Source organism: Streptomyces sp. NBC_00178, from assembly GCF_036206005.1.
In the GTDB taxonomy this organism is placed as follows: domain Bacteria; phylum Actinomycetota; class Actinomycetes; order Streptomycetales; family Streptomycetaceae; genus Streptomyces.
The window spans coordinates 6,084,685-6,110,530 of the sequence record NZ_CP108143.1 but is presented as its reverse complement, the minus strand read 5'-3'; the positions used below and the strand labels follow the sequence as shown (position 1 = coordinate 6,110,530).

At 72.5% G+C, this 25,846-nt stretch carries 24 protein-coding genes; 6 read left to right on the top strand and 18 right to left on the bottom strand.

The window, feature by feature from the left end; genetic code table 11:
* Positions 1-72: 72 nt before the first annotated feature.
* Positions 73-1,356, bottom strand: a complete 1,284-nt coding sequence (locus tag OHT61_RS26710; protein ID WP_329041709.1) for a YncE family protein — start codon at positions 1,354-1,356, stop codon at positions 73-75.
* Between the two features lie 286 nt (positions 1,357-1,642).
* On the opposite strand from OHT61_RS26710, the gene OHT61_RS26705 reads away from it, so the two are divergent.
* A complete protein-coding gene (locus tag OHT61_RS26705; RefSeq protein ID WP_329041708.1) occupies positions 1,643-2,194 on the top strand; it encodes a DoxX family membrane protein in 552 nt (183 codons plus the stop codon).
* Between the two features lie 225 nt (positions 2,195-2,419).
* Here the strand turns inward: OHT61_RS26705 and OHT61_RS26700 are convergent, their stop codons facing one another.
* From OHT61_RS26700 to OHT61_RS26675, 6 genes are all read right to left on the bottom strand, one after another.
* On the bottom strand, positions 2,420-4,639 hold the full coding sequence (locus OHT61_RS26700; protein ID WP_329041707.1) for an NADP-dependent isocitrate dehydrogenase: 2,220 nt from the start codon (positions 4,637-4,639) through the stop codon (positions 2,420-2,422).
* 138 nt (positions 4,640-4,777) lie between these two features.
* Positions 4,778-6,277 carry an amidase gene (locus tag OHT61_RS26695; protein ID WP_329041706.1) on the bottom strand — a complete coding sequence of 500 codons (1,500 nt, stop codon included), beginning with the start codon at positions 6,275-6,277 and terminating at the stop codon, positions 4,778-4,780.
* A gap of 175 nt (positions 6,278-6,452) precedes the next feature.
* Entirely contained in the window at positions 6,453-6,800 is a 348-nt protein-coding gene (locus tag OHT61_RS26690) for a hypothetical protein (RefSeq protein ID WP_443049539.1), read from the bottom strand.
* Between the two features lie 240 nt (positions 6,801-7,040).
* Entirely contained in the window at positions 7,041-8,594 is a 1,554-nt protein-coding gene (locus tag OHT61_RS26685) for an NCS1 family nucleobase:cation symporter-1 (protein ID WP_329041704.1), read from the bottom strand.
* Positions 8,595-8,685: 91 nt separating this feature from the next.
* Positions 8,686-9,687 (bottom strand): TIGR03842 family LLM class F420-dependent oxidoreductase, encoded by a 1,002-nt coding sequence (locus tag OHT61_RS26680; protein ID WP_329041703.1) that lies wholly within the window; start codon positions 9,685-9,687, stop codon positions 8,686-8,688.
* A gap of 559 nt (positions 9,688-10,246) precedes the next feature.
* Entirely contained in the window at positions 10,247-11,227 is a 981-nt protein-coding gene (locus OHT61_RS26675) for an alpha/beta fold hydrolase (protein ID WP_329041702.1), read from the bottom strand.
* Positions 11,228-11,551: 324 nt separating this feature from the next.
* On the opposite strand from OHT61_RS26675, the gene OHT61_RS26670 reads away from it, so the two are divergent.
* The 5 genes from OHT61_RS26670 (at position 11,552) to OHT61_RS26650 (ending at position 16,004) form a co-directional block, all read left to right on the top strand.
* Positions 11,552-12,382, top strand: coding sequence for an alpha/beta fold hydrolase (locus OHT61_RS26670; protein ID WP_329041701.1), 831 nt, complete (start codon positions 11,552-11,554; stop codon positions 12,380-12,382).
* Positions 12,383-12,687: 305 nt separating this feature from the next.
* The gene (locus OHT61_RS26665) at positions 12,688-13,203 is read left to right on the top strand and encodes a hypothetical protein (RefSeq protein ID WP_329041700.1); all 516 of its coding nucleotides are present in this window, start codon (positions 12,688-12,690) and stop codon (positions 13,201-13,203) included.
* 83 nt (positions 13,204-13,286) lie between these two features.
* A complete protein-coding gene (locus tag OHT61_RS26660) occupies positions 13,287-14,129 on the top strand; it encodes a DUF4097 family beta strand repeat-containing protein (RefSeq protein WP_329041699.1) in 843 nt (280 codons plus the stop codon).
* A 64-nt stretch (positions 14,130-14,193) separates the two neighbouring features.
* A complete protein-coding gene (locus OHT61_RS26655; protein WP_329041698.1) occupies positions 14,194-15,216 on the top strand; it encodes an ATP-binding cassette domain-containing protein in 1,023 nt (340 codons plus the stop codon).
* Positions 15,213-16,004 (top strand): ABC transporter permease, encoded by a 792-nt coding sequence (locus OHT61_RS26650; RefSeq protein WP_329041696.1) that lies wholly within the window; start codon positions 15,213-15,215, stop codon positions 16,002-16,004. The genes OHT61_RS26655 and OHT61_RS26650 overlap by 4 nt, the downstream gene beginning before the upstream one ends.
* Positions 16,005-16,102: 98 nt before the next feature.
* Here OHT61_RS26650 and hydA read toward each other — a convergent pair whose 3' ends face one another.
* The 11 genes from hydA to OHT61_RS26595 form a co-directional block, all read right to left on the bottom strand.
* Positions 16,103-17,500, bottom strand: a complete 1,398-nt coding sequence (hydA, locus tag OHT61_RS26645) for a dihydropyrimidinase (RefSeq protein ID WP_329041694.1) — start codon at positions 17,498-17,500, stop codon at positions 16,103-16,105.
* A gap of 112 nt (positions 17,501-17,612) precedes the next feature.
* Positions 17,613-18,896, bottom strand: coding sequence for an aspartate aminotransferase family protein (locus OHT61_RS26640; RefSeq protein WP_329041692.1), 1,284 nt, complete (start codon positions 18,894-18,896; stop codon positions 17,613-17,615).
* Complete coding sequence (locus tag OHT61_RS26635; RefSeq protein ID WP_329041691.1) at positions 18,893-19,735, bottom strand: nitrilase-related carbon-nitrogen hydrolase; 843 nt, start codon at positions 19,733-19,735, stop codon at positions 18,893-18,895. The genes OHT61_RS26640 and OHT61_RS26635 overlap by 4 nt, the downstream gene beginning before the upstream one ends.
* Positions 19,736-19,867: 132 nt before the next feature.
* A complete protein-coding gene (locus OHT61_RS26630) occupies positions 19,868-20,902 on the bottom strand; it encodes a serine hydrolase domain-containing protein (RefSeq protein ID WP_329041690.1) in 1,035 nt (344 codons plus the stop codon).
* Positions 20,903-20,906: 4 nt separating this feature from the next.
* Positions 20,907-21,827 (bottom strand): DUF6895 family protein, encoded by a 921-nt coding sequence (locus tag OHT61_RS26625; RefSeq protein WP_329041687.1) that lies wholly within the window; start codon positions 21,825-21,827, stop codon positions 20,907-20,909.
* Complete coding sequence (locus tag OHT61_RS26620) at positions 21,824-22,552, bottom strand: hypothetical protein (protein WP_329041686.1); 729 nt, start codon at positions 22,550-22,552, stop codon at positions 21,824-21,826. Before OHT61_RS26620 ends, OHT61_RS26625 begins: the two co-directional genes overlap by 4 nt.
* Complete coding sequence (locus tag OHT61_RS26615) at positions 22,549-22,731, bottom strand: hypothetical protein (protein ID WP_327112877.1); 183 nt, start codon at positions 22,729-22,731, stop codon at positions 22,549-22,551. The genes OHT61_RS26620 and OHT61_RS26615 overlap by 4 nt, the downstream gene beginning before the upstream one ends.
* A gap of 172 nt (positions 22,732-22,903) precedes the next feature.
* Complete coding sequence (locus tag OHT61_RS26610; protein WP_329041684.1) at positions 22,904-23,437, bottom strand: putative immunity protein; 534 nt, start codon at positions 23,435-23,437, stop codon at positions 22,904-22,906.
* 248 nt (positions 23,438-23,685) lie between these two features.
* The gene (locus tag OHT61_RS26605; protein ID WP_443049538.1) at positions 23,686-25,071 is read right to left on the bottom strand and encodes a hypothetical protein; all 1,386 of its coding nucleotides are present in this window, start codon (positions 25,069-25,071) and stop codon (positions 23,686-23,688) included.
* An 83-nt stretch (positions 25,072-25,154) separates the two neighbouring features.
* Positions 25,155-25,535 carry a PPOX class F420-dependent oxidoreductase gene (locus OHT61_RS26600; protein WP_329041680.1) on the bottom strand — a complete coding sequence of 127 codons (381 nt, stop codon included), beginning with the start codon at positions 25,533-25,535 and terminating at the stop codon, positions 25,155-25,157.
* A 19-nt stretch (positions 25,536-25,554) separates the two neighbouring features.
* Entirely contained in the window at positions 25,555-25,836 is a 282-nt protein-coding gene (locus tag OHT61_RS26595) for a helix-turn-helix domain-containing protein (protein ID WP_329041679.1), read from the bottom strand.
* Positions 25,837-25,846 lie beyond the last annotated feature (10 nt).

Genomic DNA, 25,846 nt, shown 5'->3' with positions numbered 1-25,846 from the left:
GATGCCGGGGACCGGTCCGGCTCAGGGGGATGCGCGGCTGCGCCGGGAGCATGTCAGCCCGTCCGCGGGACGTCAGCGGCGGGCCTGCTCAGCTGTGTGACGGGCAGGCCGCTCGGCCTGCAGCACCGCGATGCCCAGCGGGCGCTCGCCGACCGGCAGGCGCCTCACCTCACCCGTGGGGACGTCGACGACGCTGATGCCGTTCCAGTAGCCGTCCCGGGTGAAGCCGCCCGAGACGTACGCGGTCCGCCCGTCGGCCGACACGGCGACGTCCTCGTGCGGCCCGTCGAGTGGGATCACCCGCTCCCCGCCGCCGGGGGCACGGACGGTGAGGGAAGGCCCTTCGTCCTCGGCGGGGTCGATCGGGCCCGTCCCGACGACGTACAGGGTGCCGTCGGGTGTGACCGTGGCCCCGTGCTGGTGGGTGTCGGCGGACATGCGCTCGACGCGGATCCGGCCACGGTCCGGGTCGACCACCGCGAGCCGCTCGCCCTCGAACGGCAGGAGCAGCGCACCGTCGGAGGGGCGCACGGCCGCGTAGTGCGGCTTGAGCCAGGACCCGAGCCCGCCCTCCGTACCGTAGGGCGCCACCTCGATGCGCCGGCTCTCCCGGCTGCGGGCGTCCACGACCGTCACGTCGAACGAGTCGTGGCCGGTCGCGTAGACGTGCCGCCCGTCGCGGGAGACGTCGACGTCGAAGGGCCTCCGCCCGACGGGCACGGTGGCGACCACCTTCCGGAGCCGGGTGTCGACGACCTCCAGGACACCGTCGCCGCCGGGGACGTTCACTCCGACGTACACCCGCCGCCCGTCGGGCGAGAGCGCGATGCCCATGCCTCCGCCGCGGTACTCGCCGGTCGTCACGGGCCCGGTGTCGGTCGCGTAGGGGATCAGCGCCGTGCGCTCGCGCGCGCCGGTGTCCACGGCCGCCACGCCCTCGGCCGTCGCCACCCATGCGGTGCCGTCCGTGCCGAGCGCGATTCCGTAGGGCGCGGTACCGACCTTCAGCGAGGTCCCGCCGGAGCCGCCGTCCGGCTTCGAGGGGTCGACGAAGGTGACGGTGTCCGCCCCGAAGTCGGTGACCACGAGCGTGCCCTCGGCCGTGCGCGCCGGTTCGCGGCCACCGGGCTGCGTGCTGGACCGGCCGGGCGGCACCGGCTCCCCGGCGGGCGCCGGCCGGCTCGTGCCGTCCGCCCCGCATCCGGCGAGGGCCGTGAGGAGGAGCGCCGTCACGGCGGCCGGGCCCCGGCGCTCGTGCGTCCGGCGCAGACGGCCCGCGTCGCGTCGCGCGGTGGACGGGACCGGGCCGGGTACGGCCGCCCCGCCCCACGACGCCTCTTCCGCCCTGCGTGTCATCGCGGACACCTCCGTCTCCTCGTCCTTCTCCCGCTCACGGTCATGCGCCCGCCGGGGGCGTGGCCCCCGGGGACCGGCGGTACCCGTGGCCGTGCGCTGCTCCGAGCCTCGCGCATCCTCCGGGGCCCGCCCATCGGCCGAGCGGCCGGCCCGCGCCGTGCGGACCGGCCGACGGACGGGTGGTCCGATCGGACGACATCTTTCTTGAAGTTTCACGCATCTGCTAGGTTCGAGAATCATTTTGAAGTTTCAAGCTTGTGCCGTTCCCCCCACGAAGGAGCCCTCCATGTCCGCCACGCTGCGCGCCGCCGCCGGTTCGCCCGCCGCCACTGCCGGCCCCGGCACCACCTCGCCCCACGCGTACGACGGAGGACTGCTCCTGCTGCGTCTCGCCGTCGGACTCACCGTCGCGGCGCACGGCACGCAGAAGCTCTTCGGCTGGTTCGGCGGCGGCGGCCTGGAGGGAACGGGTCAGTTCTTCACGATGAGCGGGTACCCCTCAGGCACGACGATGGCCCTGATCGCCGGGCTCAGCGAGACCCTGGGCGGACTCGGCCTGGTGACCGGACTGCTCACGCCCCTCGCCGGCGCCGCGGTCCTCGGCACGATGATCAACGCCCTGGCCGTCAAGTGGGGCGGTGGCTTCTTCGCTCCCGAGGGCGTCGAGTACGAGCTGCTGCTGGCCGTCGCCGCGGCGGGTCTGGCCCTCACCGGTCCGGGGCGGCTCGCCGTGGACCGCTTCCTGCCGGTCCTGCGGGCCCACCGCCTCGCCCACGGCGTCGCGGCCGTGGTCCTCGGCGCCGTGGCGGCGGGACTCGTCCTGCTCGTCCGCGGCTGACCGTACGCGCCCGGGGCGGGGCGGCCCGCCCGCTTCCGTACGCAGGGTCCCCCGCCCCGGTGACCGGGCACGCTCCCCGCGCAGGCCGCGCACGCTTCCCGCGCAGGTCACGCGGTTTCCCCGCGCACGCCTCTCCGGGTACGCGAACGGCCGCCCCGGCAGGTCTGCACCTGCCGGGGCGGCCGTCATGCGGTGGTGCCGTGTCCGCGGACGCGGCGGCCGGGATCAGCCCAGCGACGCGATGGCCTTGTTGAACGTGGCCGACGGACGCATGACGGCCTCCGCCTTCGCCGGGTCGGGCTGGTAGTAGCCGCCGATGTCGACCGGCTTGCCCTGCACGGCGACGAGCTCGTCGACGATGGTCTGCTCCTGCTCGGCCAGCGTCTTGGCGAGCGGCCCGAACGCCTCGGCGAGCGCGGCGTCTTCGGTCTGCCGCGCCAGCTCCTGGGCCCAGTACAGCGCCAGGTAGAAGTGGCTGCCGCGGTTGTCGATGCCGCCGAGCTTACGGCTCGGGGACTTGTCCTCGTTGAGGAAGGTGCCGGTCGCGCGGTCCAGGGTGTCGCCGAGCACGCGGGCGCGGGCGTTGTCCGTGGTGGTGGCCAGGTGCTCGAAGCTGACCGCGAGCGCGAGGAACTCACCCAGGCTGTCCCAGCGCAGGTAGTCCTCCTTGACCAGCTGCTGGACGTGCTTGGGCGCGGAACCGCCGGCGCCGGTCTCGAACAGTCCGCCGCCGTTCATGAGCGGGACGACCGAGAGCATCTTCGCGCTGGTGCCCAGCTCGAGGATCGGGAAGAGGTCGGTCAGGTAGTCGCGCAGCACGTTGCCCGTGACGGAGATGGTGTCCTCGCCGCGGCGGATGCGCTCCAGGGAGAAGGCGGTGGCCTCCTCCGGCGTACGGATGGAGATGTCCAGGCCGTCCGTGTCGTGGCCGGCCAGGTAGGTGTTGACCTTGGCGATGAGGTTGGCGTCGTGCGCGCGGCCCTCGTCGAGCCAGAACACGGCCGGGTTGCCGGTCGCGCGGGCGCGGGTGACCGCGAGCTTGACCCAGTCCTGGATGGGGAGGTCCTTGGTCTGGCACATCCGGAAGATGTCGCCGGCACCGACGGCCTGCTCCAGTACGACGTCGCCCTTGCCGTCGACGACGCGGACGGTGCCGGTGGCGGGGACCTCGAAGGTCTTGTCGTGGCTGCCGTACTCCTCGGCCTTCTGGGCCATGAGACCGACGTTGGGCACGGAGCCCATGGTCGACGGGTCGAAGGCGCCGTTGGCGCGGCAGTCGTCGATGACGACCTGGTAGACACCGGCGTAGCTGCTGTCCGGGAGGACCGCGATGGTGTCGGCCTCGTTGCCGTCCGGGCCCCACATGTGGCCGGAGGTGCGGATCATGGCCGGCATGGACGCGTCGACGATGACGTCGCTCGGGACGTGCAGGTTGGTGATGCCCTTGTCGGAGTCGACCATCGCCAGGGCCGGGCCCTCGGCGAGCTCGGCCTCGAAGGAGGCCTTGATCTCCGCGCCGGCGTCCACGGAGTCGAGCCCCTTGAGGATGCCGCCGAGGCCGTCGTTCGGGGTGAGGCCGGCCGCCGCGAGCGCCTCGCCGTACTTGGCGAAGGTGTTCGGGAAGAAGGCACGGACCACGTGGCCGAAGATGATCGGGTCGGAGACCTTCATCATCGTGGCCTTGAGGTGCACGGAGAACAGGACGTCCTCGGCCTTGGCGCGGGCGACCTGGGCGGTGAAGAACTCACGCAGCGCGGCGACGCGCATGACGGCGGCGTCCACGACCTCGCCCGCCAGGACGGGTACGGACTCGCGCAGCACGGTGGTCGTGCCGTCGTCGCCCGCGAGCTCGATGCGCAGCGAGCCGGCCTCACCGATGACGACGGACTTCTCCGTCGAGCGGAAGTCGTCGACGCCCATGGTGGCGACGTTCGTCTTCGAGTCGGCGCTCCAGGCACCCATGCGGTGGGGGTGGGCCTTGGCGTAGTTCTTGACCGACGCGGGGGCACGGCGGTCGGAGTTGCCCTCGCGCAGGACGGGGTTCACCGCACTGCCCTTGACCTTGTCGTAGCGGGCGCGGACGTCCTTGTCCTCGTCGGTCCGCGGGTCGTCCGGGTAGTCCGGAAGCGCGTAGCCCTGCGCCTGCAGCTCGGCGATCGCGGCCTTGAGCTGCGGGATCGAGGCCGAGATGTTGGGCAGCTTGATGATGTTCGCGCCGGGAGTCCTGGCCAGCTCGCCGAGCTCGGCGAGCGCGTCATCGATACGCTGGCCGGCCTCGAGACGCTCCGGGAAGCCGGCGATGATCCGGCCTGCCAGCGAGATGTCGCGGCGCTCGACCGTGACACCCGCGGTCGAGGCGTAGGCCTCGATGACGGGCAGGAACGAGTACGTCGCCAGGGCAGGGGCCTCGTCGGTGTGCGTATAGATGATGGTCGAGTCAGTCACCGGGTGCTCCGCTCCACGTCTGCAACATTGCTTGACATCAAGATATCTCCTGACCGCCCCCCTCTCCACAGTGGCCCGTGCCCTTCGGCGGGAAGGCGGGGCCGGGCCCCGGCACCCGCGGTGCGGGGCCCACCCACCTCAGCGGGCGCCGCCCGGGCCGGACGGCGGCGTCCCCGGAGCGGGTGGCCGGTGCTCGTACCAGCGCCGGTCGGCCTCCAGCTGCGCGGCGAGCGAGATGAGCCGGGCCTCTCCGCGGGAGGGGCCCAGCAGCTGGGCCCCTACGGGCAGGCCGTCGCGGGTGAACCCTGCGGGGACGTTGATCCCGGGCCAGCCGAGGACGTTCCAGGGCCATGCGTAGGGGCAGGCCGACGTCATCGCGAGGTCGGTGCGCCAGGCACTGAGGCGGTCGAACTCGCCGACGCGGGGCGGCGGTGTGGCCGTCGTGGGGGTGAGCAGCACGTCGTAACCGTGTCGGCCGCGCGCCGTGTCGAAGAAGGCGCCGAGCCTCGCGTGCTGGCGTACCTCCCTGGCGCGGGCGGCGCGCACCACCCGGCCGCCGAGCCGGGTTCCGGTGCGCAGCGCACTGCGGGTACGGGGGTCGAGCAGGCCCGGCTCGGGGTGCAGGGCCGCGAGTTCGGCGATGCCGGCGGTGGCACGGGGAACGAAGGAGAGGCCGATGAGCCCGTAGCGGGGGCGGGCCTCCTCCACGTGGTGGCCCAGCCGGGCCAGGACCTCGGCGAGTTCGGTGACGGCGCGCAGGACCTCGGGGTGGGGGGCGTTGCGGGTGAGGGTGAGCGGCGCACGGAGGGCGACGCCGATGCGCAGCCTGCCGGGGTCCCGCCGGGCGGCGGCGGACGCGTCGATCCGGGGTGGGCGGTGCGGGTCGGCCGGGTGCGGGCCGGCCGCGGCGTCCAGGAGGAGGGCGGCGTCCGCGACGGTGCGCGCGAGGGGGCCGTTGACGGTGAGGCCCTGGAAGGCGTCGCTCTGGGGGTGGACGGAGATCCGGCCGCGCTGGGGCTTGATCCCGACGAGGTGGGTCCAGGCCGCGGGGATGCGGATGGAGCCCGCGCCGTCCGAACCCAGCGCGGCGGGGACCAGCCCGGCGGCGACGGCGGCGGCGGAACCGCCGGAGGAGCCCCCGGGGGTGTGCGCGGTGCTCCAGGGGTTGCGGGTGCAGCCGAAGGCGGGCCCCTCGGTGAAGGCCCACTGGCCCAGCTCGCAGGAGTTGGTCTTGCCGACGATGACGGCTCCGGCGGCGCGCAGCCGGCGGACCGCCTCGCTGTCCGCGGTGGCGGGCGGCAGGGCGCCGTCGCAGCCGAAGTAGGTCGGCATGCCCGCGACGTCCGTGTCGTCCTTGACGGCGACCGGCACGCCCAGCAGCGGGAGGCGCTCCCCGGCGTCGAGCCGCCGGTCGGCCTCGGCGGCCTCGGCGAGCGCCGCCTCCGTACGCAGCTGACGGAAGGCGTTCAGGGTGTGGCGGCTCGCCTCGATGCGGGCGAGGGCCGCGGCGACCAGGGCCGAGGAGGTCGTCCGGCCCTCGGCCAGGGCCCGCGCACTGTCGGTGAGGCCGGGCTCCGCGGTGTACGGCTCCTCCGGCCTGGCCGGCCCGGTCCGCTCCGTGGGGTCTGCTGAGGACATCGCTTCCGCCTCCTCGCGTGCGCCCGTGCACCGGACCCGGGGCCGCCCCGGGACCGCCCGAGCGGATCTACTGGAGAGTAACGAGGCGTGGGGGCCCGCTCAAGCACGCCGCACCAGGCACACGGCCCGTCCTCCCGTGCCCCTCGGAGGACGGGCGCGCGGCCCCCGGCGCGTCCTACGGACGGACGTGGATCTCACCGATGCCGGTGCCGATCCCCGCGCAGTGGGCGGTCGACTGACCGGACTGGCCCGGGCCGAGCGTGACGTGATTCCCGTCCACGTCCGGGGACCAGCCGCAGACCAGATGGACCCAGAAGGTCTGCGTGGCCGAGCCGTTGTTCCGGCAGAGCGCGTAGCCGGTGTAGTCGTCGATCGCGTGCTTGCCCGTGTCGCAGGACAGTCCCGGCGGTGTGGCGGCGGGCGCGACGGCCACCGCCGCCGTGGCCGGGACGGCGAGTGCGAGGGTCAGCCCCACGACGGCGGTGCGCGCGAGCGAGCGGACGGCGTTCCCCTTGACGTGCATGTTCATCTCTCCCCTGTTTCCGGTGAGTTCCGGCGTTCCCGGTGATCTTCAGGGCACCCCTCCCCCACGTTCCGTAGCCGAAAACAGCGCCGAACCTCACCCTCCGTACACCTGGCGGCCGGGCACGCGGCAGGGCCCGGGCACCACCCCAAGGGCGACGGGGTGCAGGCGGCCGTGGACCTGCCCGGCTCGGCGCACCGGTGCCCACGACCACCCGGCCCCCGGAGGGCGGGGCCGGCGTCAGTGCCCTGCCGGGCCGGACGCCGGTTCCCTCCTGGCGTTGCGGCTCAGCAGGACGTACAGCACCAACGAGGAGGCCAGGCCGACCGCCCACCCGTAGTCGGCCAGCGGCCTGAGGAACGGGATCAGTCCGCCGTCGGGGAACGGCCCCTTGCCGGGCGCCGAGTGGGAGCCGCCGACGGCGAGCACGCCCCCGGCGCCGAACGCGGCCACGGCACGCCAGTTCCATCCGCCCGTGTACCAGTAGCGGCCCCCACGCCGGTAGAGGTCCGGGAGGTCGAGGACCGTGCGCCGGATGATCCAGTAGTCGGCGATGAGGATGCCGGCGACCGTGCCGAGCAGACCGCCGACCAGTCCCAGCCAGGTGAAGATGTACAGCTCGGGTGTCTCGGTGAGCTTCCACGGCATGATCAGGACACCGACGACCCCCGTGATCAGGGCGCCCGTACGGAAGTTGATGAGCTTCGGCGCGAGGTTGGCCAGGTCGTACGCCGGTGAGACGACGTTCGCCGCGAGGTTCACGGAGATCGTCGCGACCAGCACGGTGATCAGGCCGAAGAGCAGCCCGAAGACGTTGTCCGTCCTGGCCACCAGCTGCACCGGGTCCCAGATCGCCTCCCCGTACACGGCTTGCGAGCCGGACGTGACGAGGACGGAGAGCAGGGCGAAGAAGGTCATGGTCGTGGGCAGGCCGAGCGACTGTCCGCGGACCTGGGCCCGTTGACCGGCTCCGAAGCGCGTGAAGTCGGGGATGTTGAGGGAGAGCGTGGACCAGAAGGCGATCATTCCCATCAGGGAGGGGAAGAAGACCGGCCAGAAGTCCGCGCCCCACCCGAGGGCGGAGGGCTGGTCCAGCAGTGGTCCGAACCCGCCCGCCTTGACCGCGACCCAGACGAGGAGCACCACCGCACCGACGATGACGAACGGCGCCGCCCAGTTCTCGAAGCGGCGCAGGGTGTCCATGCCCCGGTGGATGATGGCGAGTTCGAGCACCCAGAACAGGACGAAGCAGAGCCAGAGCGTCCAGGGCTGGCCGCCGATCTCACCGGCCCGCGCCCAGCCGCCGAACATCTTGCCCAGCAGCGTGAAGACGCCGACGCCGCCGATCCACGTCTGGATGCCGAACCACGCGCACGCGACACCCGCCCGGATCATGGCCGGGAGGTTGGCGCCGCGCAGCCCGAACGACGCGCGGGCCAGGACGGGGAACGGAATGCCGTACTTGGGGCCGGCGTGCCCCGTGAGCAGCATCGGGGCCAGCACGATCACATTGGCCAGCGCGATCGTGAGGACGGCCTGCTTCCAGTCCATTCCGAGGGCGACGAGTCCGGAGGCCAGCAGCCAGGACGGGATGTTGTGGGCCATCCCGATCCACAGGGCCGCGAAGTTGTACGTCGTCCAGCGGCGCCGTTCCAGGGGCACCGGCAGCAGGTCGTCGTTGACGAAGCGCGGGTCGTCGGGGAGGGATCCGGGGGCGAGTTCGATCCGGCCCGACGGGTCGGCTATCCGTCCGTCGGACGAGGACGGCGGGACGGGCGGGACGGTGGCGGTCATGGTGGCGTGACCCTTCGCTCGGGGGATGTGCCGTGCGGGGCGCGAGTGCGGGGGGGTGCCTGGCGGGCCGTTGCGGGCGGGTGAAGGGGCGTCAGGCGGACAGTGCGGGGATGATCGTGGAGCCGTAGGCGTCGATGGTCGCTTCGCGCGCGTCGTGCATGTTGTAGACGGCGAACTGGTCGACACCCAGATCGCGCAGGACGCGGAGCTTCTCGATGTGCGCCTCGGGAGGTCCGAGCAGGCAGAAACGGTCCACGATCTCGTCGGGGACGAAGGCCGTGTCCGGGTTGCCGGTACGGCCGTGATGGCTGTAGTCGTATCCGGAACGTCCGGCGATGTAGGCCGTGAGCGCTTCGGGCACGAGGTCGGAGTGCTCCCCGTAGCGGGAGACGAGGTCGGCGACGTGGTTGCCGACCATCCCGCCGAACCAGCGGCACTGCTCGCGGGCGTGTGCCAGGTCCTCGCCCACGTAGGCGGGCGCTGCCACGCAGATGGTGACGGAGTCCGGGTCGCGGCCGGCGTCGGTGGCCGCCTGCCGCACGGCCTTGATCATCCACTCCGTGAGGTAGGGGTCGGCCAGTTGGAGGATGAAGCCGTCGGCCTTCTGCCCGGCGAGCGCGAGGGCCTTGGGCCCGTAGGCGGCCATCCAGACCGGCAGGCTGCCGTCCTTCACCCAGGGGATCTGCACCGGCTGTCCGTCGACGGTGGCCTCGCGTCCCTCCGCGAGGTCGCGGATGACGTCGATGGCCTCGCCGAGCCTGGCGAGTGTGTTGGGCTTGCGGCCGGCCACCCGCATCGCGGAGTCCCCGCGCCCGATCCCGCAGACGGTGCGGTTCCCGTACATCTCGTTGAGGGTGGCGAAGGTCGAGGCGGTGACCTCCCAGGTGCGGGTACCCGGATTGGTCACCATGGGTCCCACGACGAGCCGTTCGGTGTGTTCGAGGATCCGGCTGTAGATGACGAAGGGTTCCTGCCAGAGCACGGCCGAGTCGAAGGTCCAGCCGTACCGGAAGCCGTTCCGTTCGGCGCGGCGCATGAGTCCGACGACGGCCGAGGCCGGCGGGTCGGTCTGGAGGACGAGTCCAAAATCCATGACAGATGCTCCTAGTCGAAGTACTGACACATGGCGCGCGGGCGGAACCGCCGTGCCCTGGCCGGCAGAAGCACGTCCCGCCGGCCGGGCGGCGGCACGCCGGAGGAGGGGCTGCGGGGCGCCCCCGGTGGTGCGCTCCGGGTGAGCTTTCCACACGGGGCAGCGGCCGGTCCGGCACCGCGGCCCCGCGCGGAGGCGAGTCGCGGGGGGACAATCCTGGACCTGTCGGCGGGCTTTGGGAAGGGGCACTCTACGCGCGATGCGTCCGGTGTCCCGGGCATGGGCGCGAGGCGCGGCGGCGAGGTGCCCGAAGGGAGCACCGGGTGGGCGGCAGGCGCGGGCGGGGGCGGCGTCCGGCGGGCACACCCCGGCAGCTCACGCACGACCGCGCCCCGCCCGCGCCCCGTCGTGGACGACGGGGCGCGGGCGGGGCGGAGTACGGCACAGGGGTGTCGGACGGGCGCGGCTTGCCGGCGTGGGCCGGGCCGCTCCCGGGCCGGTCTCGTGCCGCCCCGGGAGCGGAACCGGCTCCCGCCCCCTCGGACGGGCTTCGAGGGCTTCAGCCCCGCTTCGAGCGGCGGCCGCCGAGTACCAGAGCGGTGCCGGTCACGAGCGCGAGGAGCGCGGCGCCGGTGAGCGCGATGGCCTGCGTGGACATGCCGGTCCTGGCGAGGCCGGGGCCGCTGTCGTGGGCGGCCCGCAGGATCAGGTCGGTGATGGCACCGGGGTCGGTCTCCATGACCGCGTGCGGGGCGTCCACCTCGACGGTGGTGGAGCCGGCCCTCTTGGCCATGTAGCGCAGGTTCTCGGTGCCGATGGTGTGGTCGTCCGTGGCCACGAGGTACCACGACGGGATCGTCTTCCAGGCGGGCGTGCCGGACGGTTCCGCACCTGCCAGGGGCGTGATCGGACGCTGGGACGCGGCCAGGACGGCCGTCCTGGCCGCGTCGAGACGGTTGCTCAGGAACACCTCGCCGAACTTGTCGGGCTTGATGTAGAGGTCCACGTCCGTGGGGCCGGTACCGATCGGCACGGCGTCGACCGCGGTGGGGACGGGGGCTGACGGGTCGTCCGTGAGGCGGCTGCCGGGGAACCTGGCGGCGAGCGACAGCGTCTCCTCACCCTTGTCCGGGGCGAAGCCGGCTATGTAGACGAGGGACTCGACGGCGGGGTTGCCGGTGGCCGCGTTGGTGATGACGGCGCCCCCGTAGGAGTGGCCGACGAGGACGATCGGTCCCTTGATCGCCTTGAGCCGGGCCCCGAGATAGGCGGAGTCGTCGGACAGGCCGCGCAGCGGGTTGGCGGTGGCGACCACCGGATAGCCCTTGGCCTGGAGGCTTTCCGAGACCTGGTCCCACCCGGAGGCGTCGGCCCAGGCGCCGTGCACCAGCACGACCGTCGGCTTCGCACGCTCGCGGGCCGGCGCGTCGCCCGCGCCTTCGGACGCCAGGGAGGGGCCGGCGGTGATGAGCGCCGCCGTCGGCAGGAGCAGCGCGAGAGGAAGGAACCGTCGGGTCCGGGCGTGCCGTAGCTGCGTCATGGTCACTCTTTCGAGGAGGAGGAAGGCTGAACGCTGATGACACTGCCGCCGGGGAAAGCGCCCGGCACCGTCAGGCGGTCCGGGCGGGTGAACACCGTGTCCACGGGCCCCGGCTCCGCGCGGGGAGCGCGCCCTCGTCCCGGTGGGGAGGTCGCCTCGGCGATCGGTGGGCACAAAATGAGACTTATGCCACTTAGCGGTATCGTTTGTGGCGTTTGCTCGCGATCCCGGCCCCTCGGCGGCGGCAACGACGCCCCACGCCCATGAGCCGGGCGCACCGCCGCACGTCCCCCTCCCCCAGTGGTTCAAGCGGAAGGATCGACCATGGGTACGGTCACCACGATCGACGGCACGACCATCTACTACAAGGACTGGGGCCCGCGCGACGGCGAGCCGATCATGTTCCACCACGGCTGGCCGCTGAGCGGGGACGACTGGGACAACCAGATGCTGTTCTTCCTCTCCAAGGGCTATCGCGTCATCGCCCACGACCGGAGGGGACACGGACGCTCCTCGCAGAGCGCCACCGGCCACGAGATGGACACGTACGCCGCCGACGTCACGGCGGTGGTGGAGGCGCTCGACCTGCGCGGAGTCGTGCACATCGGCCACTCCACCGGCGGCGGCGAGGTCGCCAGGTACGTCGCCCGCGCCGAGCCCGGACGGGTCGCCAAGGCCGTGCTCGTCAGCTCCGTCCCGCCGGTCATGGTGAAGTCCGAGTCGAATCCGGGCGGGCTGCCGATCGAGGTCTTCGACGGCTTCCGCGCCACGCTCGCCGCCAACCGCGCCCAGTTCTACATCGAGCTGCCCACGGGCCCGTTCTACGGATTCAACCGGCCGGGCGCCAAGGTGTCGCAGGGGCTCATCGACAACTGGTGGCGACAGGGCATGCGGGGCGCGGCCAACGCCCACTACGAGTGCATCAAGGCCTTCTCGGAGACCGACTTCACCGAGGACCTCAAGAAGATCGACGTGCCGGTCCTCGTCGCCCACGGCACCGACGACCAGATCGTGCCGTACGAGGACGCCGGCCCCCTCTCCGCGAAGCTGCTGCCCAACGGCCGGTTGAAGAGCTACGAGGGCTACCCCCACGGCATGCTCTCGACGCACCCGGAGGTCCTCAACCCCGACCTGCTGGCGTTCGTGCAGGAGTAGTCACGACGCTCCCGCGTCCCGCCTCCCGAACCGGATCCGCCCGTCGCGGATCCGGTTCGGTGCGTCCGGGACCCTTCCGGCCCTCATGTGGCACCACATGGCACCACACGGCGCGAAGGATGTGCCACGTGGCGCCATTCGGCGCCACCATGCGACCCGAATCCCTCGATCGAAGGAGAGAGGAGGCGCTCACACCATCAAGCAGCACTCCATAATCGCAGGCCAGAGGGGCAGGCGACGACGCGACTCCCGGCCCCGCGCCGCAGAGCTTGCACATGGCGCCAAAATGGTGCCATGATGGCGCCATGGACCTGACCCCGTATGTCGAGACCCTCCGCCGCGAACTCGCGGTGGCCGCTGAGGCCGGCGGCGACGAAGCCCGCGCGCTGGCGGAGCGGCTCACCGCCCCCCTGGAGTCGGCGACCCGGCTGGCCATGCTGAACGTGCTGTCCGCCGCGACGGACGAGATCACCCGCGAACTCGCCCCGGGCTCGGTCGACGTACGACTGCGCGGACTGGACCCCGACTTCGTGGTGACACGGCCGCCCTCCGAGAGCGGCGCCCCGCAGCCGGCCGCGCCCGCCGAACCGCTCCAGGCCGCGTCGCCCGTCGACGGCGACGAAGGCGGCACCGCCCGCGTCAATCTGCGCCTGCCCACCCACCTCAAGGCCCGCGCCGAGGAGGCCGCGGGCCGCGAGGGCCTGTCGGTCAACGCGTGGCTGGTGCGGGCGGTGTCGGCAGCGGTGGACGGCGGGGCCCGGCCCCGCGCGACGGAGAAGACCCGGACCGTCGGCCAGAGCTTCACGGGCTGGGTGCGCTAGTCGCACACCCGCTCCCGCAGCGCCATCACCCGCACCCCTCCCACCAGCAGGAATGCTTCGAAACCACACAGGACGGTACAGCCATGCCTTCTTACGACACTCCCGCGCCCATCTCGGCCACGGCGCACGTGCACGCCGGCTCCATCGGATTCACCGCGGGCGACCGCCTCGACACCGTCGTCGAGGTACTGCCCCGCGACCCGAAGCGGGACCAGGACGTTCGGGCGGCCGAGCAGACCGAGGTAACCTGCGCGAACGGAACCCTGAACATCAGGACCCCCAAGGGCAACCTGTTCGGCCGCACAGGCACGGTCGACGTGTCGGTGGAACTGCCGGCGGGGTCGAGCGTCGACGTGACGGGCTCCTGGACCCAGGTCGTCGGTGACGGCCGGCTCGGCGAGGTCCGCGTGAAGACATCGTCCGGCGACGTACGCCTCGACACCACGGGCCGGCTGAAGCTGACCGCGTCGCACGGCTCCATCACCGTGGACAGGGTGGACGGCGCGGCAGAGATCACCACCAGCTCCGGCAGTCTGCGCGTCGGCCTCGTCGACGGCCCCGCCGTCCTGAAGAACTCGCACGGCAGCACGACCGTCGACGTCGCGACCGGTGAGCTGCGGGTGAGCGGCGCCAACGGCGACATCGAGGTCCGGCGCGCCGGGGACTCGGTCACCGCGACCACGGCGCACGGCACGCTGCGCGTGGGCGAGGTGGCGCGCGGCACGGTTCAGCTGGAGACCTCCTACGGTGCCATCGAGGTCGGGGTCCGGGAGGGCACGGCAGCGTGGATCGACGCGAGTTCCGGCGCCGGACAGGTGCGCAACACCCTCACCGCGTCCGAGACGCCCGAAACGACCGAGGACACCGTCAAGGTCCACGCCCGCACCCGGTTCGGGAACATCGACATCCGCCGCGCCAAGGCCTGAGCCCCACGAGGGGTTCGCCGCCGACTCACAGACCTCGCCTGCCGCTTTCGCCCCGGAGGGCCACATGCCCAGTTCTGTCATGCACACATCCAACATTGCGGACGGTCACCCCGTTCCACCCGCCGTCTCCGCCGTGGGACTGCGCAAGTCGTACGGCGACAGGACGGTGCTCGACGGCATCGATCTGCGCATCCCGACCGGTTCCGTGTTCGCGCTCCTCGGCCCGAACGGGGCCGGCAAGACCACCGCCGTCAAGATCCTCTCCACGCTCATCGGCGCCGACGGCGGACAGGCCCAGGTCGCGGGCCACGACATCGCCACGTCACCGGACGGTGTGCGTGCGGCGATCGGGGTGACCGGTCAGTTCTCCGCCGTCGACGGGCTCATCACCGGCGAGGAGAACATGCTCCTCATGGCCGACCTGCACCACCTGCCCAAGGCCGAAGGACGCCGCGTCGCCACCGAACTCCTCGAACGCTTCGACCTCACCGACGCCGCGAAGAAACCCGCCTCCACCTACTCCGGCGGCATGAAACGACGCCTCGACATCGCCATGACCCTCGTCGGCAGCCCCCGCGTCATCTTCCTCGACGAACCCACCACCGGCCTCGACCCCCGCAGCCGCCACACCATGTGGCAGATCATCCGACACCTCGTCACCGACGGCGTCACCGTCCTGCTCACCACCCAGTACCTCCAGGAAGCCGACGAACTCGCCGACCGCATCGCCGTACTCCACAACGGCACCATCGCCGCCGAAGGCACCCCCGCCGAACTCAAACGCCTCATCCCCGGCGGCCACGTCCGACTCCGCTTCACCGATCCCACCGCCTACCGGACCGCCGTCGCCACCCTCACCCCCACCACCCACGACGACGAAGCCCTCACCCTCACCCTCCCCTCCAACGGCACCCAGCACGACCTGCGCACCATCCTCGACCGCCTCGACACCCACCACATCCACGCCGACGAACTCACCGTCCACACCCCCGACCTCGACGACGTCTTCTTCGCCCTCACCACCCCCACCCTCCCCACACAGACCAACCCCCACCAGCCCAACGCGACCAAGGAGAACGCCCGATGAGCAGCCTCACCCTCGCCGCCCGCGACTCGGCCACCATGCTGCGCCGCAACCTGCTGCACGTGCGCCGCTACCCGTCGCTGACGCTGAACCTGCTGCTCACCCCCGTCATGCTGCTCCTGCTCTTCGTCTATATCTTCGGAGACACCATGAGCGCGGGCATCGGCGGCGGCAACTCGGACCGGTCCGAGTACCTCTCGTACATCGTTCCGGGCATCCTGCTGCTGACCATCGGCGGCACCACGATCGGCAGTGCGGTGTCGGTGTCCATGGACATGACCGAGGGGATCATCGCGCGCTTCCGCACGATGGCGATCCACCGCGGCTCCGTGCTGATCGGGCACGTCGTCGGCAGCGTCCTGCAGTGCATGATGAGCGTCGTCACCGTAGGGGCCGTCGCGGTGGCCATCGGCTTCAGATCCACCGACGCCACCGCCGTGGAGTGGCTGCTGGCCCTGGGCCTGCTCACGCTCGTCTCCCTGGCGCTGACCTGGATCGCGGTCGGGATGGGCCTGTCCAGCCCGAACGTCGAGGCCGCGAGCAACAACGCCATGCCGCTGATGGTCCTGCCGCTGCTCTCCAGCGCCTTCGTCCCGCTCGACGCGATGCCCGGCTGGTTCCAGCCGGTCGCCGAGTACCAGCCCTTCACCCCCGCCATCGAGACCCTGCGCGGACTGCTCCTCGGCACGGAGATCGGCGACAACGGGTGGATCGCCGTCGCCTGGTGCCTGGGGCTGGCCGCGCTCGGCTACTTCTGGTCCACCTCGCTGTACAACCGCGACCCGAAGTAGCCCGGCCCGAAGCAGCCCGGGAAGCAGTGGCACGTCGTCCCGCTCCGGGGGGCGGCGGACCCCGGCACCGCGTCGGCGTCCGCCGCCCCGCCGGCGCGTCACAGGTACTGGCAGGTCCCCCGCGGCAGATACGTCCCGTGGCCCGCGTGGCCGACGTAGGCGCGGTCCTCGATCACGGGCACTCCGCGCGAGAGGACCGTCTCCACCCGTCCCGTCACCCGCTTGCCCTCGTAGGCGGAGTAGTCGACGTTCATGTGGTGCGTCTGGGCGGAGATGGTCTGCTCCGCGGCGGGGTCGTAGACGACGATGTCGGCGTCGGCGCCCGGTGCGATGGTGCCCTTCTTCGGGTAGAGCCCGAACATCCTGGCCGGGGAGGCGCAGGCGATCTCGATCCACCGCCTGCGGGAGATGTGGCCGTCCACGACGGCCTGGTGGAGGAGGTCCAGCCGGTTCTCGACGCCCGGCATGCCGTTGGGGATCTTCGAGAAGTCGCCGCGCCCCATCTCCTTCTGGCCGGAGAAGCAGAACGGGCAGTGGTCCGTGGAGACGACCTGCAGTTCGTTGTTGCGGAGCCCGCGCCAGAGCGCCTCCTGGTGTTCCCGGGGGCGGAGCGGGGTCGAGCAGACGTACTTCGCCCCTTCGAAGCCGGGCTCGGCGAGGTTGTCCGTGGAGAGGAAGAGGTACTGCGGGCAGGTCTCCCCGAAGACCGGGAGGCCCTTGTGGCGGGCGTCCGCGATCTCCGCGACGGCCTCGTCGGCGGAGACGTGCACGACGTACAGCGGTGATCCCGCGACCCGGGCGAGCTGGACGGCGCGGTGCGTGGCCTCGGCCTCCAGCGCCACCTTGCGGACGTCGCCGTGGTAGCGCGGGTCGGTGCGCCCCTCGGCCAGCGCCTGTTCGACCAGGACGTCGATGGCGATGCCGTTCTCCGCGTGCATCATGACCAGACCGCCGTTGCCGGAGGCGCGCTGCATGGCCCGGAGGATCTGACCGTCGTCGCTGTAGAACACGCCGGGGTAGGCCATGAACAACTTGAACGAGGTGACGCCTTCCGCCACCAGGCGGTCCATCTCCTTGAGGGAGGAGGCGTTCACGTCCGACATGATCATGTGGAAGGCGTAGTCGACGGCGCAGTTGCCGTCGGCCTTCCCGTGCCAGGTGTCGAGCCCCTCCTGCAGCGAGCGGCCCACGCTCTGGATGGCGAAGTCGACGATCGTCGTGGTCCCGCCCCAGGCAGCGGCCCGGGTACCCGTCTCGAAGGTGTCGGCGGCGTAGGTCCCGCCGAAGGGCATCTCCATGTGCGTGTGCGCGTCGACGCCGCCCGGGATGACGTACTTCCCCGTGGCGTCGATCCTGCGGTCGGCGCTCCAGCTCGCGGCGGCCTCGGTGCCGTGGGCGGCGAGGGCGGCGATGCGTCCGCCCTCGACGAGGACGTCGGCGTGGATCTCGTCGGACGCGGTGACGACGAGTCCGCCGTGGATGACGGTGCGGCTCATGTGCCCCTCCTCGCGGTGGCGGAACGGGCCTGTACCCGTCGACCGGTTGCTCGATGACGTACGTGGACGCGGTGCGCCCCGCGGCAGGGGCGCCTGCCGCGGGGCTCTGCCGTCAGATCGCCGCGTGGAGGGCGTCGGCGAGGATCGCCGCGCCCTCCTCGGCCTCGGCGACGGTGAGCGACAGCGGTGGCGCGATGCGCAGGACGCTGGTGTTGTGACCACCGCCCTTGCCGAGGAGCAGCCCGCCGGCGCGTGCCGCCTCCAGGACTGCGGCGGCCGCCTCCGGGTTCGCCTCGTCGGTGCCGGGCTTCACCAGCTCGATACCGATCATGAGGCCCCGGCCGCGTACCTCCTTCACGGCCTCCGATGCCGCGCCGACGGCGCGGAGCCGCTCGATGAGCAGCCCGCCGACCCGCCGGGCGTTGCCCTGGAGGTCGTGCTCCAGGAGGTACGAGAGGTTCGCGAGCCCGGCGGCCATGGTGACCGGGGATCCGCCGAACGTCGAGATGGAGTTGGCGTCGAGACAGTTCATGACGTCGGCCCGGGCGACGACTCCCCCGATGGACATGCCGTTGCCGATGCCCTTGGCGAAGGTGATGATGTCGGGCGGCCCGTTCTCGGCGTGTGCCTGCCAGCCCCAGAAGTGGTCTCCGGTGCGGCCCCAGCCGGTCTGCACCTCGTCGGAGATCCACAGGATGCCGTGCCGGTCGAGGACTTCACGGAACGCGGCGTAGAGACCGTCCGGGGGCGCGGTGAAGCCGCCGACACCCTGGACGGGTTCGGCGATCAGCGCCGCTGGTTCCCGGGTGTGCCCGAGCAGGTCCTCCAGGTCGGCGACGCACGCCTTGATGAACCGCTCGTCGCTCAGCTCGGCGTACGGTCCGCGGCTGCGGACCCCGCCGTGGACGTACAGCGTCTGCAGCGGGGACAGGGTGGTCGGCGACCAGCCCTTGTTGCCCGTGATGGACACCGCCGAGAAGGACCTGCCGTGGTAGCTGTTGCGCATCGCCAGGATCTGGTTCGACCCGCGGTAGGCGGTGGCGAGCAGCAGGGCGGCGTCGTTCGCCTCGGTGCCCGAGGTGGTGAAGAAGACCCGGGCGTCGGGGATTCCGGAGAGTGTGGCGATGCGCTCGGCCAGCTCGACCATCGGGCGGTTCAGGTAGAGGGTCGAGGAGTGGATCAGGCGGCCGGCCTGCTCGGTGACGGCCTTGGTCACCTCGGGCAGGGCGTGCGCCGTCATCGTGGTGAGGATGCCGCCGAAGAAGTCGAGGTAGCGGTTGCCGTCCGCGTCCCAGACGTGGCGGCCCTCGCCGTGGGTGAGTTCGAGCGGCTGCCGGTAGTAGAGCGCCAGCCATGCGGGGCTGACGGCGAGGTGGCGCTCGTGCAGCCCGGTCACGGCTCCACCAGCCCCTCGTACGCGTCGGGCCTTCGGTCCCGGTAGAAGGCCCACTGCGTGCGGACTTCCTCGATCAGTCCGAAGTCGAGGTCGCGCACGAGGAGTTCCTCCTCCTTGTCGCTGGCGACGTCCCCGACGAACTGTCCCCGCGGGTCGACGAAGTAGCTGGTGCCGTAGAAGTCGTTGTCGCCGTACTCCTCCTGGCCTACGCGGTTGATCGCGGCGACGAAGTACTCGTTGGCGACGGCCGACGCGGGCTGTTCCAGCTGCCATAGATGGCCGGAGAGGCCCCGTGAGGTCGCCGACGGGTTGTAGACCAACTGAGCTCCGTTGAGTCCGAGTTGGCGCCACCCTTCGGGGAAGTGCCGGTCGTAGCAGATGTAGACGCCCACCTTGCCGACGGCTGTGTCGAAGACCGGCCAGCCGGCGTTGCCGGGCTTGAAGTAGTACTTCTCCCAGAACCCCTTGACCTGCGGGATGTGGTGCTTGCGGTACTTGCCGAGGTACGAGCCGTCGGCGTCGATCACGGCCGCGGTGTTGTAGTAGAAGCCGGACTGCTCGATCTCGAAGACCGGCACCACGATCACCATGCCGGTCTCGCGGGCCAGGTCCTGCATGCGCCGGACCGTCGGACCGTCCGGCACGGGTTCGGCCCAGCGGTAGTGCTCGGGTTCCTGCACCTGGCAGAAGTAGGGGGCGTTGAACACCTCCTGGAACCCGATGATCCGCGCGCCCTGCCGGGCTGCCTCGCGAGCGTGTTCCTCATGCTTGGCGATCATGGATTCGGTGTCGCCTGTCCAGGTCGCCTGGACGAGTGCGGCGCGTACGACGTGGGACATGAGCTGCTCCTTCGACGCGGCGTCAGAGAGCCTCTACGCGTTCTCTACGCCCGTAGACACGGTGCATAGGAGGAGAACGTAAGCCCCGTCACACAGCGGGGCAAGACCATCGCCGTGAACCGGCGGAGTCGATCATGTTTCACACCCGAGCGGTCCATCTGCGCCGGCGGGCCCCCGGCCCAGTGCGCCCAGGGCGCTGTAGGCGGCCTGGACGAAGGGCGCGAGGGGGGTCGGGGCGGAGTTCGTCAGCGCGACGAGTGCCGTGCCGGAGGCCGGGAGGAACCCCGCGAACGCCGTGAATCCGCGCGTCCCCCCGGAGTGGTGGAGCAGTGCGCCGTCGGGACGTGGGCGGAGGTTCCAGACGAGGCAGACGCGCGAACCGGTCCGCGGGACACCGAGCCGGGGCCGCTGGACCTCCGTGAGCGCCGTGCGCAGGAACGGATCGGGTACGGAGCCGGGGTCGAGCAGGAGCCCCAGGAGGCGCAGCAGGTCGCGGGCGCTGGAGCGCACGGCGCCCGCGGCGGCCAGTCCCGGCATCAGCATCACGGGGCGGGCACGGCCGTGCCAATGTCCGGTCACCTGTGGCCTGTTGGGGTCACAGTCGGTGCGGGACAGGCCGAGCGGCCCGGTGATGCGGTCGGCCAGCAGCGCGGCGTAGTCGCCGCCGTCGCCACCCGCCGCCCTGGCGAGGACATGGCCGAGCAGGGCCCCGCCGAAGTTGGAGTACAGCACACGGGTGCCGGGCCGGTGGCGGAGCCGGGTGCGGCGCAGCGAGGCGAGCAGGTCGCCTTCGGTGAAGCCGGCGTACGGGTTGCTGAGCCACCCGCTGCGGACCGCCCGGGCCAGCAGCCCCGGGGGCAGCCGGGGGAGGCCGGAGGTGTGGGTGGCCAGGTGCAGGAGGGTGAAGGGCGGTCCGGGCAGCCGGAAGGGGAGGTAGCGGTCGGCCCGGTCGCCGTAACGGACTTCGCCCCGAGCGGCCAGTTCGGCGAGCAGCAGGGCGGTGAACGTCTTGGTCAGCGAGCCCGTCTCGAACCGGCTGTTCTCGTCCACCGGTCCGCGGCAGAGCACCGCGCGCTCGGCTCCCCGCACGGCGGCGACCACGGTCGCCGGACCGTCGGCGGACGTCAGAAGGGGCCTCAGGCGCGCGCTGAGCGGGGGTGGCGTCACGCCTTCACCTCTGACCGGCCGCCCGGGCGAGCGCGACGGAACCGGCGACTGCGGCGACCACGACCGTGTGCTGGTGGTCGGTGAACCGCTGCTGAGGATCGTCGTCGACGGGGTCGCTGTCGCGGGGTACGAGACCGTCCTCGTGCTGGAGCGCCGCGACGGCCTCCCAGTCCTCAGGCCGGCAGTACGGGTCCTCGATCGAGGCGCCGACGACCAGCAGTTCCGTCACGAGGTCCCACTGGCCCACCTCACTCCAGACGTCGATCCACACGGGGAGCCAGGTGCGTACGTAGTCGGCGAGTTCGGGCGGCAGACCGCCTGGGTTCCCGCCCCAGTCGGTGAGGTGGAAGACCGTGTGCGTCACCGCGTAGGCGGTGATCCAGTTCATGGCCCACGGTTCCGGCCTCGCCCCGAGCCAGGTGGCGGCGGCGAGGGCCTTCGGGTCGTCGGGGTGGTCGAGTCCGACGACCCGGGCGGCGTTGGCGACGGCGAGCCTGCGGTTGGGCAGCACCTCGACGCTGTGCACCGAACGCATGCGGGACCGGTGGGCGAGGAGCCGGTCGAGCTCGGCGTGACGGTAGCCGCAGCGCACGAAGGGGGCGTACATCTCCAGCGGGTCCGTCATCAGCGTGTGGCGGAGCTGGCGTTCGTAGATCATGTCGCCCTGGCGGAACTGCTCCCAGGTGAAGTCCATGAGGCTCTGGGCGGCGGCCAGGCGTCCGGGACCGGCGACGCCGTCGCGGAGGATGAGGGAAGCGGCGAGCGTGGTCTCCCCGAGGGGCTTGTAGACGCTGTCGGGGTCGGCCATCGTCTCGGTGGTGCCGGGAGGGAGCCCACCGAGGTCCCGGTTGGCGTGCAGCCACGACAGGGCCCTGTCCGCCATGCTGCGCGCCGCCCGGGTGACGGGCTCGGGGATCGTCGTCATGTGCGTGCCGCCTCAGGGGGTGTGCCGGGCCGGGATTCGAGGAAGTGACGGGCGATCGCCAGGTCCAGCGCGGTGCGCGGGCCCGCGCCGCCCACCAGTCGCACGTGCTCCGCCGCGATGTCGGGGTCCAGCGGGAGGGCCGCGCCCTCGTGCCGGAGCCACGCGAGCCAGCGGACGAGGCGTACGGCGGTGGGGAAGTCGCGCCGCAGGATGGAGCGGCTGACGCCCCGGCTCAGCGGCAGGGCTCCGCGCCGGGCGGCCTCGTGCACGGGGCCGTCGAGTCCGGCCGTGGCGAGCGGCGCGAGCTGGGCCATGCGGACGGACCATGCGCTCCAGTCCCCCGCGTCGGCGCACCGCGCGGTGTCCTGCGGCTCGGCGGCGAGGGCACGCAGCGTGTCGTCACCGGAGAGGCGCGCGAGCAGGACGGCGGTGGCGTGGTCCCGCAGGGCGACTACCGGCTCCTCGGTGGTGTCGGACGCGGGGAAGGCGTCGAACGCCTTGGCGACCACGGCGGCGTCCTGCGTCTCGAAGGGCTGCCCGGTGAGCAGGTGAGGGCTGAACAGGTCGGCCCCCAGGACCCGGACGGCGGCCAGCGCCGCGAGGGTGTCGGGGGCGTCGTCGACGAACCGCGCCGGCTGCACAGCGCCCCCGGTACCGCTCAGGGCACCGAGGACGCTGCCTGCCAGGGCGTCAGCCGCCTCGGCGAAAGCGGAGTGGGAACTCACTTGCCCCGGGACTCCTTCGGCTCCTTGGGAGAAAGGAGGAGAAGCGCGAGCAGGAAGCCCGCCGCTTCGGGGGTGTAGAGCGGGGCGTCACTGACGACCGCCTCGGGCTCCGCCATCAGGGCGCTCAGCGTGGTGGTCTGGGCCGGGGTCGCGGTGAGAGTGATCTCCTGCGTAAGCATGGTGCCTCCACTTCACTGGGGGGACATGTACCACTTGTGTGGTTATGCCTCGACCGACCCTAGGGGGTACGCGGAGATTTCTCTCCGCAAGTCCGTGCGCACTGGCGACATGCATGGGCCACAGCCGCAGGAACCCGCAGCCCGCCCGGCGGCGGATTGAGGGGGCGCCCCGTCAGGCGCGGAGCGCTGCGTCCAGGTCACGGACGATCTGCCCCACGCGCCCGCCCCCGGCAGGCGCAGCGGGCAGGCGTCCCAGGACGGCGACGACCGCGGCCGGTGCGTGATCGCGGGCCCGGGCGACGGCGCGGGAGACGACCTTCGCGCCGTCCCCGGACGCCAGTTCCTCCGCCCGCGCGGCGTGGGCGGCCGCGCCGAGGACGTGTCTCACCTGGTGCGCGCTCGCCCTCGGGTGGAGGTAGGCGGCGGCCGCCGCGTGTCCCGCCGCGCGGGCGGCATCGGCTGCCGCGCCCCGCTCCGCCTCCCGCGCGGCACGGTGGGCGGCCCACGCGCGGTCACGCAGTTCGCGGGTGCGCCGTCCGCCCGCGGCGAAGGCGTCCGCCGCCTCGACGGCTTCGCGCGGGCGCGCGTCGGCGGGACGGCTCCGCTCGAAGACGGACAGCGTCCTGCGCGCGCAGTCGGCCGCGTACCCCGCGATCTCGCGCAGTTCGTGTTCGCTCAGGTCGATCGTCCCCGGTACGTCCGCCATGCTGCGATCCTGCACCATCGGGCCACCCGGACGGCCCGGAGGCCGCACATCGGACTCGCGGCGGTGCGTTTCCGCTCCCCCCGCTGTCCGTCGAGGGGCCGGGCGGTGCGATCGGCGCGCGGCGTGGGGTGCGGCGCCTCGCACGGCGCGGGGACGTCCGCCTGCGGGAGGGGTTCGGGCGTCCCGACGGCGCTGCGAGGCGCCGTGGCCGTCGCCGCACGCCCCGCCAGGGGGCCACGGGACAGCGCTCAAGGCGCCGCGATACCCGCGACCCGCAGCGCGTGGACCAGGTCCCGTTCCCGCGCGGCCGACACCTCGCGGGCGGCTGCGAGCAGTTGGGGGACGAGTTGGCGCGGGCCGACCTCCGCGACGCGCGCCGCGTCCTGCGGGCTGCGCGCCCGGACGAACGCGCCCAGCAGCGCCCGCGCCTGGGGTTCGAGACCCGCCCGGCCGAGCGCGACCGCGGCATCGGCGATCTCCCCGGCGGGGCGCGCCACGCCCTGCCGCAGCGCATGCCCGCAGTCCTCCGTCCGGCCGGCTGCCGCCAGCGCGCCCGCTGCCGCGACGAGTTCGGCGGGCGGCAGGGAGGACACCTCCCACAGCAGGGTGGCCAGGTCGGCCGTGAGCCCGGCCGCGTCCAGGGCGTCGGCGAGTACCGGCAGGTGCGCGGCGGGCCGGCCGGCCGCCTCGCAGAGCACGGCGTGCGCCTCTCCGCTTCGGCCGTCCGCGCGCAGCCGTACGAGCAGAGCGGCGGCGTCCTGTGCGGCGCGCCTCGCCTCGGGGCCGGCGGCGGGCCGGGCCGGTCGCCGGGCGCCGTCCCCGGCCGGAGCACCGCCGAAGCGGGCCCCGCGTGGACGGGCCGCGCCCGGCGGGGGCGCCGACGGTTCGGCCGTACCCGCCGGGACCGGGTTCGCCTCCGTCTCGTCCTCGATGTCGAGCCCCGCGAAGCGCGCCCCGCGCGATGTCCTCCGCCTGGCTCCCGCCCTCTTCCCCGCACCGGGGCCCGTCCCGCCCGCCGGAGCCTCTGACGGCGCACGGGGAGCGGCGGTCACGGCCTCGACGTCCGCTTCCGCGCCTTCGACGTCCTGGGCGTCGAACCGCCTTTCGGCCACGGCCCGTTCCAACGCCGCGAGCCTGTTCCGCAGTTCCGCGCAGCGGGCCGAGGCGCGGGCGTGGTCGTCCCGCGCCCAGGCCACCAGGCCGGTGTCCTCGTCGCCTGCGGTCTCCCGTAACCGCCAGGCCGCACACGCCTGTTCACGGAGCATCACGCCGAGCCGTCCGGCGAGCGCCTCCCTTCCGCCCGGGCGCCCGTCGTGCGCGGCGACGGACGCGGTCCACAGAGCGGCGGCCCGGGCGGATTCCTCGGTGGCGGACGCGGCGCCCCGCAGCCCGGCGAGATCCTGGAGCAGCGATTCGACCACGTCCCAGGGCGGCACCTCGGAGCCCTCGAAGCAGGCGTGCATGCCCTCGGGATCGCGCGTACGGAAGACCGCGTACCACCCCCGGCGGGCATCGAGCAGCGCCGCCAGATCTCGTAGGTAATGCGCGAACGCCCTTATCTCCACTGCATGTTGATGCACTGTCACCGTCGCCCTCGCCGGCCGCCCGACTGGAGCCCTCCAGTCCGCAGGCATTCGACCGCAGGTGTGTTACGACGGGACTACGCGCGCTTTTCCGGCGCGCTGCGTCCGAAGTGCCGAACGACCCGGCACCCCGGTCAGAAGGTGACGGCGATGCCGGTGTGGGGCCGCTTGCCGAGGCGGGCGACCATCGCCGGCCAGTCCACCAGCCAGAACTTCCAGGTGTACTTGCGGGCCAGCAACCCGCGCACCGTGCGGGTCCCTTCGCCGTCGAGCAGCCGCGCGGTCCCCTCGGCGCTGGGCGCGCCCTCCTCGATCCGGCCGCGGACGTCGCAGACCGTGACGAGCACCCGGCTGTCGTTGCGCAGCCTCTTGACCTTCCAGCTGTCGGACCGGGTCCAGACGTACAGCACGCCGTCGTCCGCCGCGGCCCACACGGGGGTGGCGACGGGTGTGCCGTTCTTCCGGTAGGTGGTCAGGCTGACGTACTCACTGCGGGCGAAGTCCTGGAGGGTCACGGGCGCGACCCTACCCGCCCTACGCGGTGAGCGGCAGGCTCCCGGTGTCCGGTGCGGGCACCGCGAGGACACGCGGCAGCAGCTCGTCCATCGACAGCCCGAGGGCTCCCGCGAGGGCGGCCACCGTGAAGAACGCGGGCGTGGGTGCCCGGCCCGTCTCGATCTTGCGGAGCGTCTCGGCGGAGATGCCCGCGTCGGCGGCGACGGCGACCATGCTGCGTCCGCCGCGCGCCTCGCGCAGCAGTTCACCGAGGCGCTCACCGCGCAGGCGCTCCTCGGGTGTCAGTGGGTTTCGTACCATGCCGTCATTC

What these genes read in the sequence shown, in the direction of transcription:
- OHT61_RS26710 (WP_329041709.1), bottom strand. Translation starts at nt 1,356, where the DNA reads ATGACACGCAGGGCGGAAGAGGCGTCGTGGGGCGGGGCGGCCGTACCC.
- OHT61_RS26705 (WP_329041708.1), top strand. Translation starts at nt 1,643, where the DNA reads ATGTCCGCCACGCTGCGCGCCGCCGCCGGTTCGCCCGCCGCCACTGCC.
- OHT61_RS26695 (WP_329041706.1), bottom strand. Translation starts at nt 6,277, where the DNA reads ATGTCCTCAGCAGACCCCACGGAGCGGACCGGGCCGGCCAGGCCGGAG.
- OHT61_RS26690 (WP_443049539.1), bottom strand. Translation starts at nt 6,800, where the DNA reads ATGCACGTCAAGGGGAACGCCGTCCGCTCGCTCGCGCGCACCGCCGTC.
- OHT61_RS26685 (WP_329041704.1), bottom strand. Translation starts at nt 8,594, where the DNA reads ATGACCGCCACCGTCCCGCCCGTCCCGCCGTCCTCGTCCGACGGACGG.
- OHT61_RS26680 (WP_329041703.1), bottom strand. Translation starts at nt 9,687, where the DNA reads ATGGATTTTGGACTCGTCCTCCAGACCGACCCGCCGGCCTCGGCCGTC.
- OHT61_RS26675 (WP_329041702.1), bottom strand. Translation starts at nt 11,227, where the DNA reads ATGACGCAGCTACGGCACGCCCGGACCCGACGGTTCCTTCCTCTCGCG.
- OHT61_RS26670 (WP_329041701.1), top strand. Translation starts at nt 11,552, where the DNA reads ATGGGTACGGTCACCACGATCGACGGCACGACCATCTACTACAAGGAC.
- OHT61_RS26665 (WP_329041700.1), top strand. Translation starts at nt 12,688, where the DNA reads ATGGACCTGACCCCGTATGTCGAGACCCTCCGCCGCGAACTCGCGGTG.
- OHT61_RS26660 (WP_329041699.1), top strand. Translation starts at nt 13,287, where the DNA reads ATGCCTTCTTACGACACTCCCGCGCCCATCTCGGCCACGGCGCACGTG.
- OHT61_RS26655 (WP_329041698.1), top strand. Translation starts at nt 14,194, where the DNA reads ATGCCCAGTTCTGTCATGCACACATCCAACATTGCGGACGGTCACCCC.
- OHT61_RS26650 (WP_329041696.1), top strand. Translation starts at nt 15,213, where the DNA reads ATGAGCAGCCTCACCCTCGCCGCCCGCGACTCGGCCACCATGCTGCGC.
- hydA (WP_329041694.1), bottom strand. Translation starts at nt 17,500, where the DNA reads ATGAGCCGCACCGTCATCCACGGCGGACTCGTCGTCACCGCGTCCGAC.
- OHT61_RS26635 (WP_329041691.1), bottom strand. Translation starts at nt 19,735, where the DNA reads ATGTCCCACGTCGTACGCGCCGCACTCGTCCAGGCGACCTGGACAGGC.
- OHT61_RS26625 (WP_329041687.1), bottom strand. Translation starts at nt 21,827, where the DNA reads ATGACGACGATCCCCGAGCCCGTCACCCGGGCGGCGCGCAGCATGGCG.
- OHT61_RS26615 (WP_327112877.1), bottom strand. Translation starts at nt 22,731, where the DNA reads ATGCTTACGCAGGAGATCACTCTCACCGCGACCCCGGCCCAGACCACC.
- OHT61_RS26610 (WP_329041684.1), bottom strand. Translation starts at nt 23,437, where the DNA reads ATGGCGGACGTACCGGGGACGATCGACCTGAGCGAACACGAACTGCGC.
- OHT61_RS26605 (WP_443049538.1), bottom strand. Translation starts at nt 25,071, where the DNA reads ATGCCTGCGGACTGGAGGGCTCCAGTCGGGCGGCCGGCGAGGGCGACG.
- OHT61_RS26595 (WP_329041679.1), bottom strand. Translation starts at nt 25,836, where the DNA reads ATGGTACGAAACCCACTGACACCCGAGGAGCGCCTGCGCGGTGAGCGC.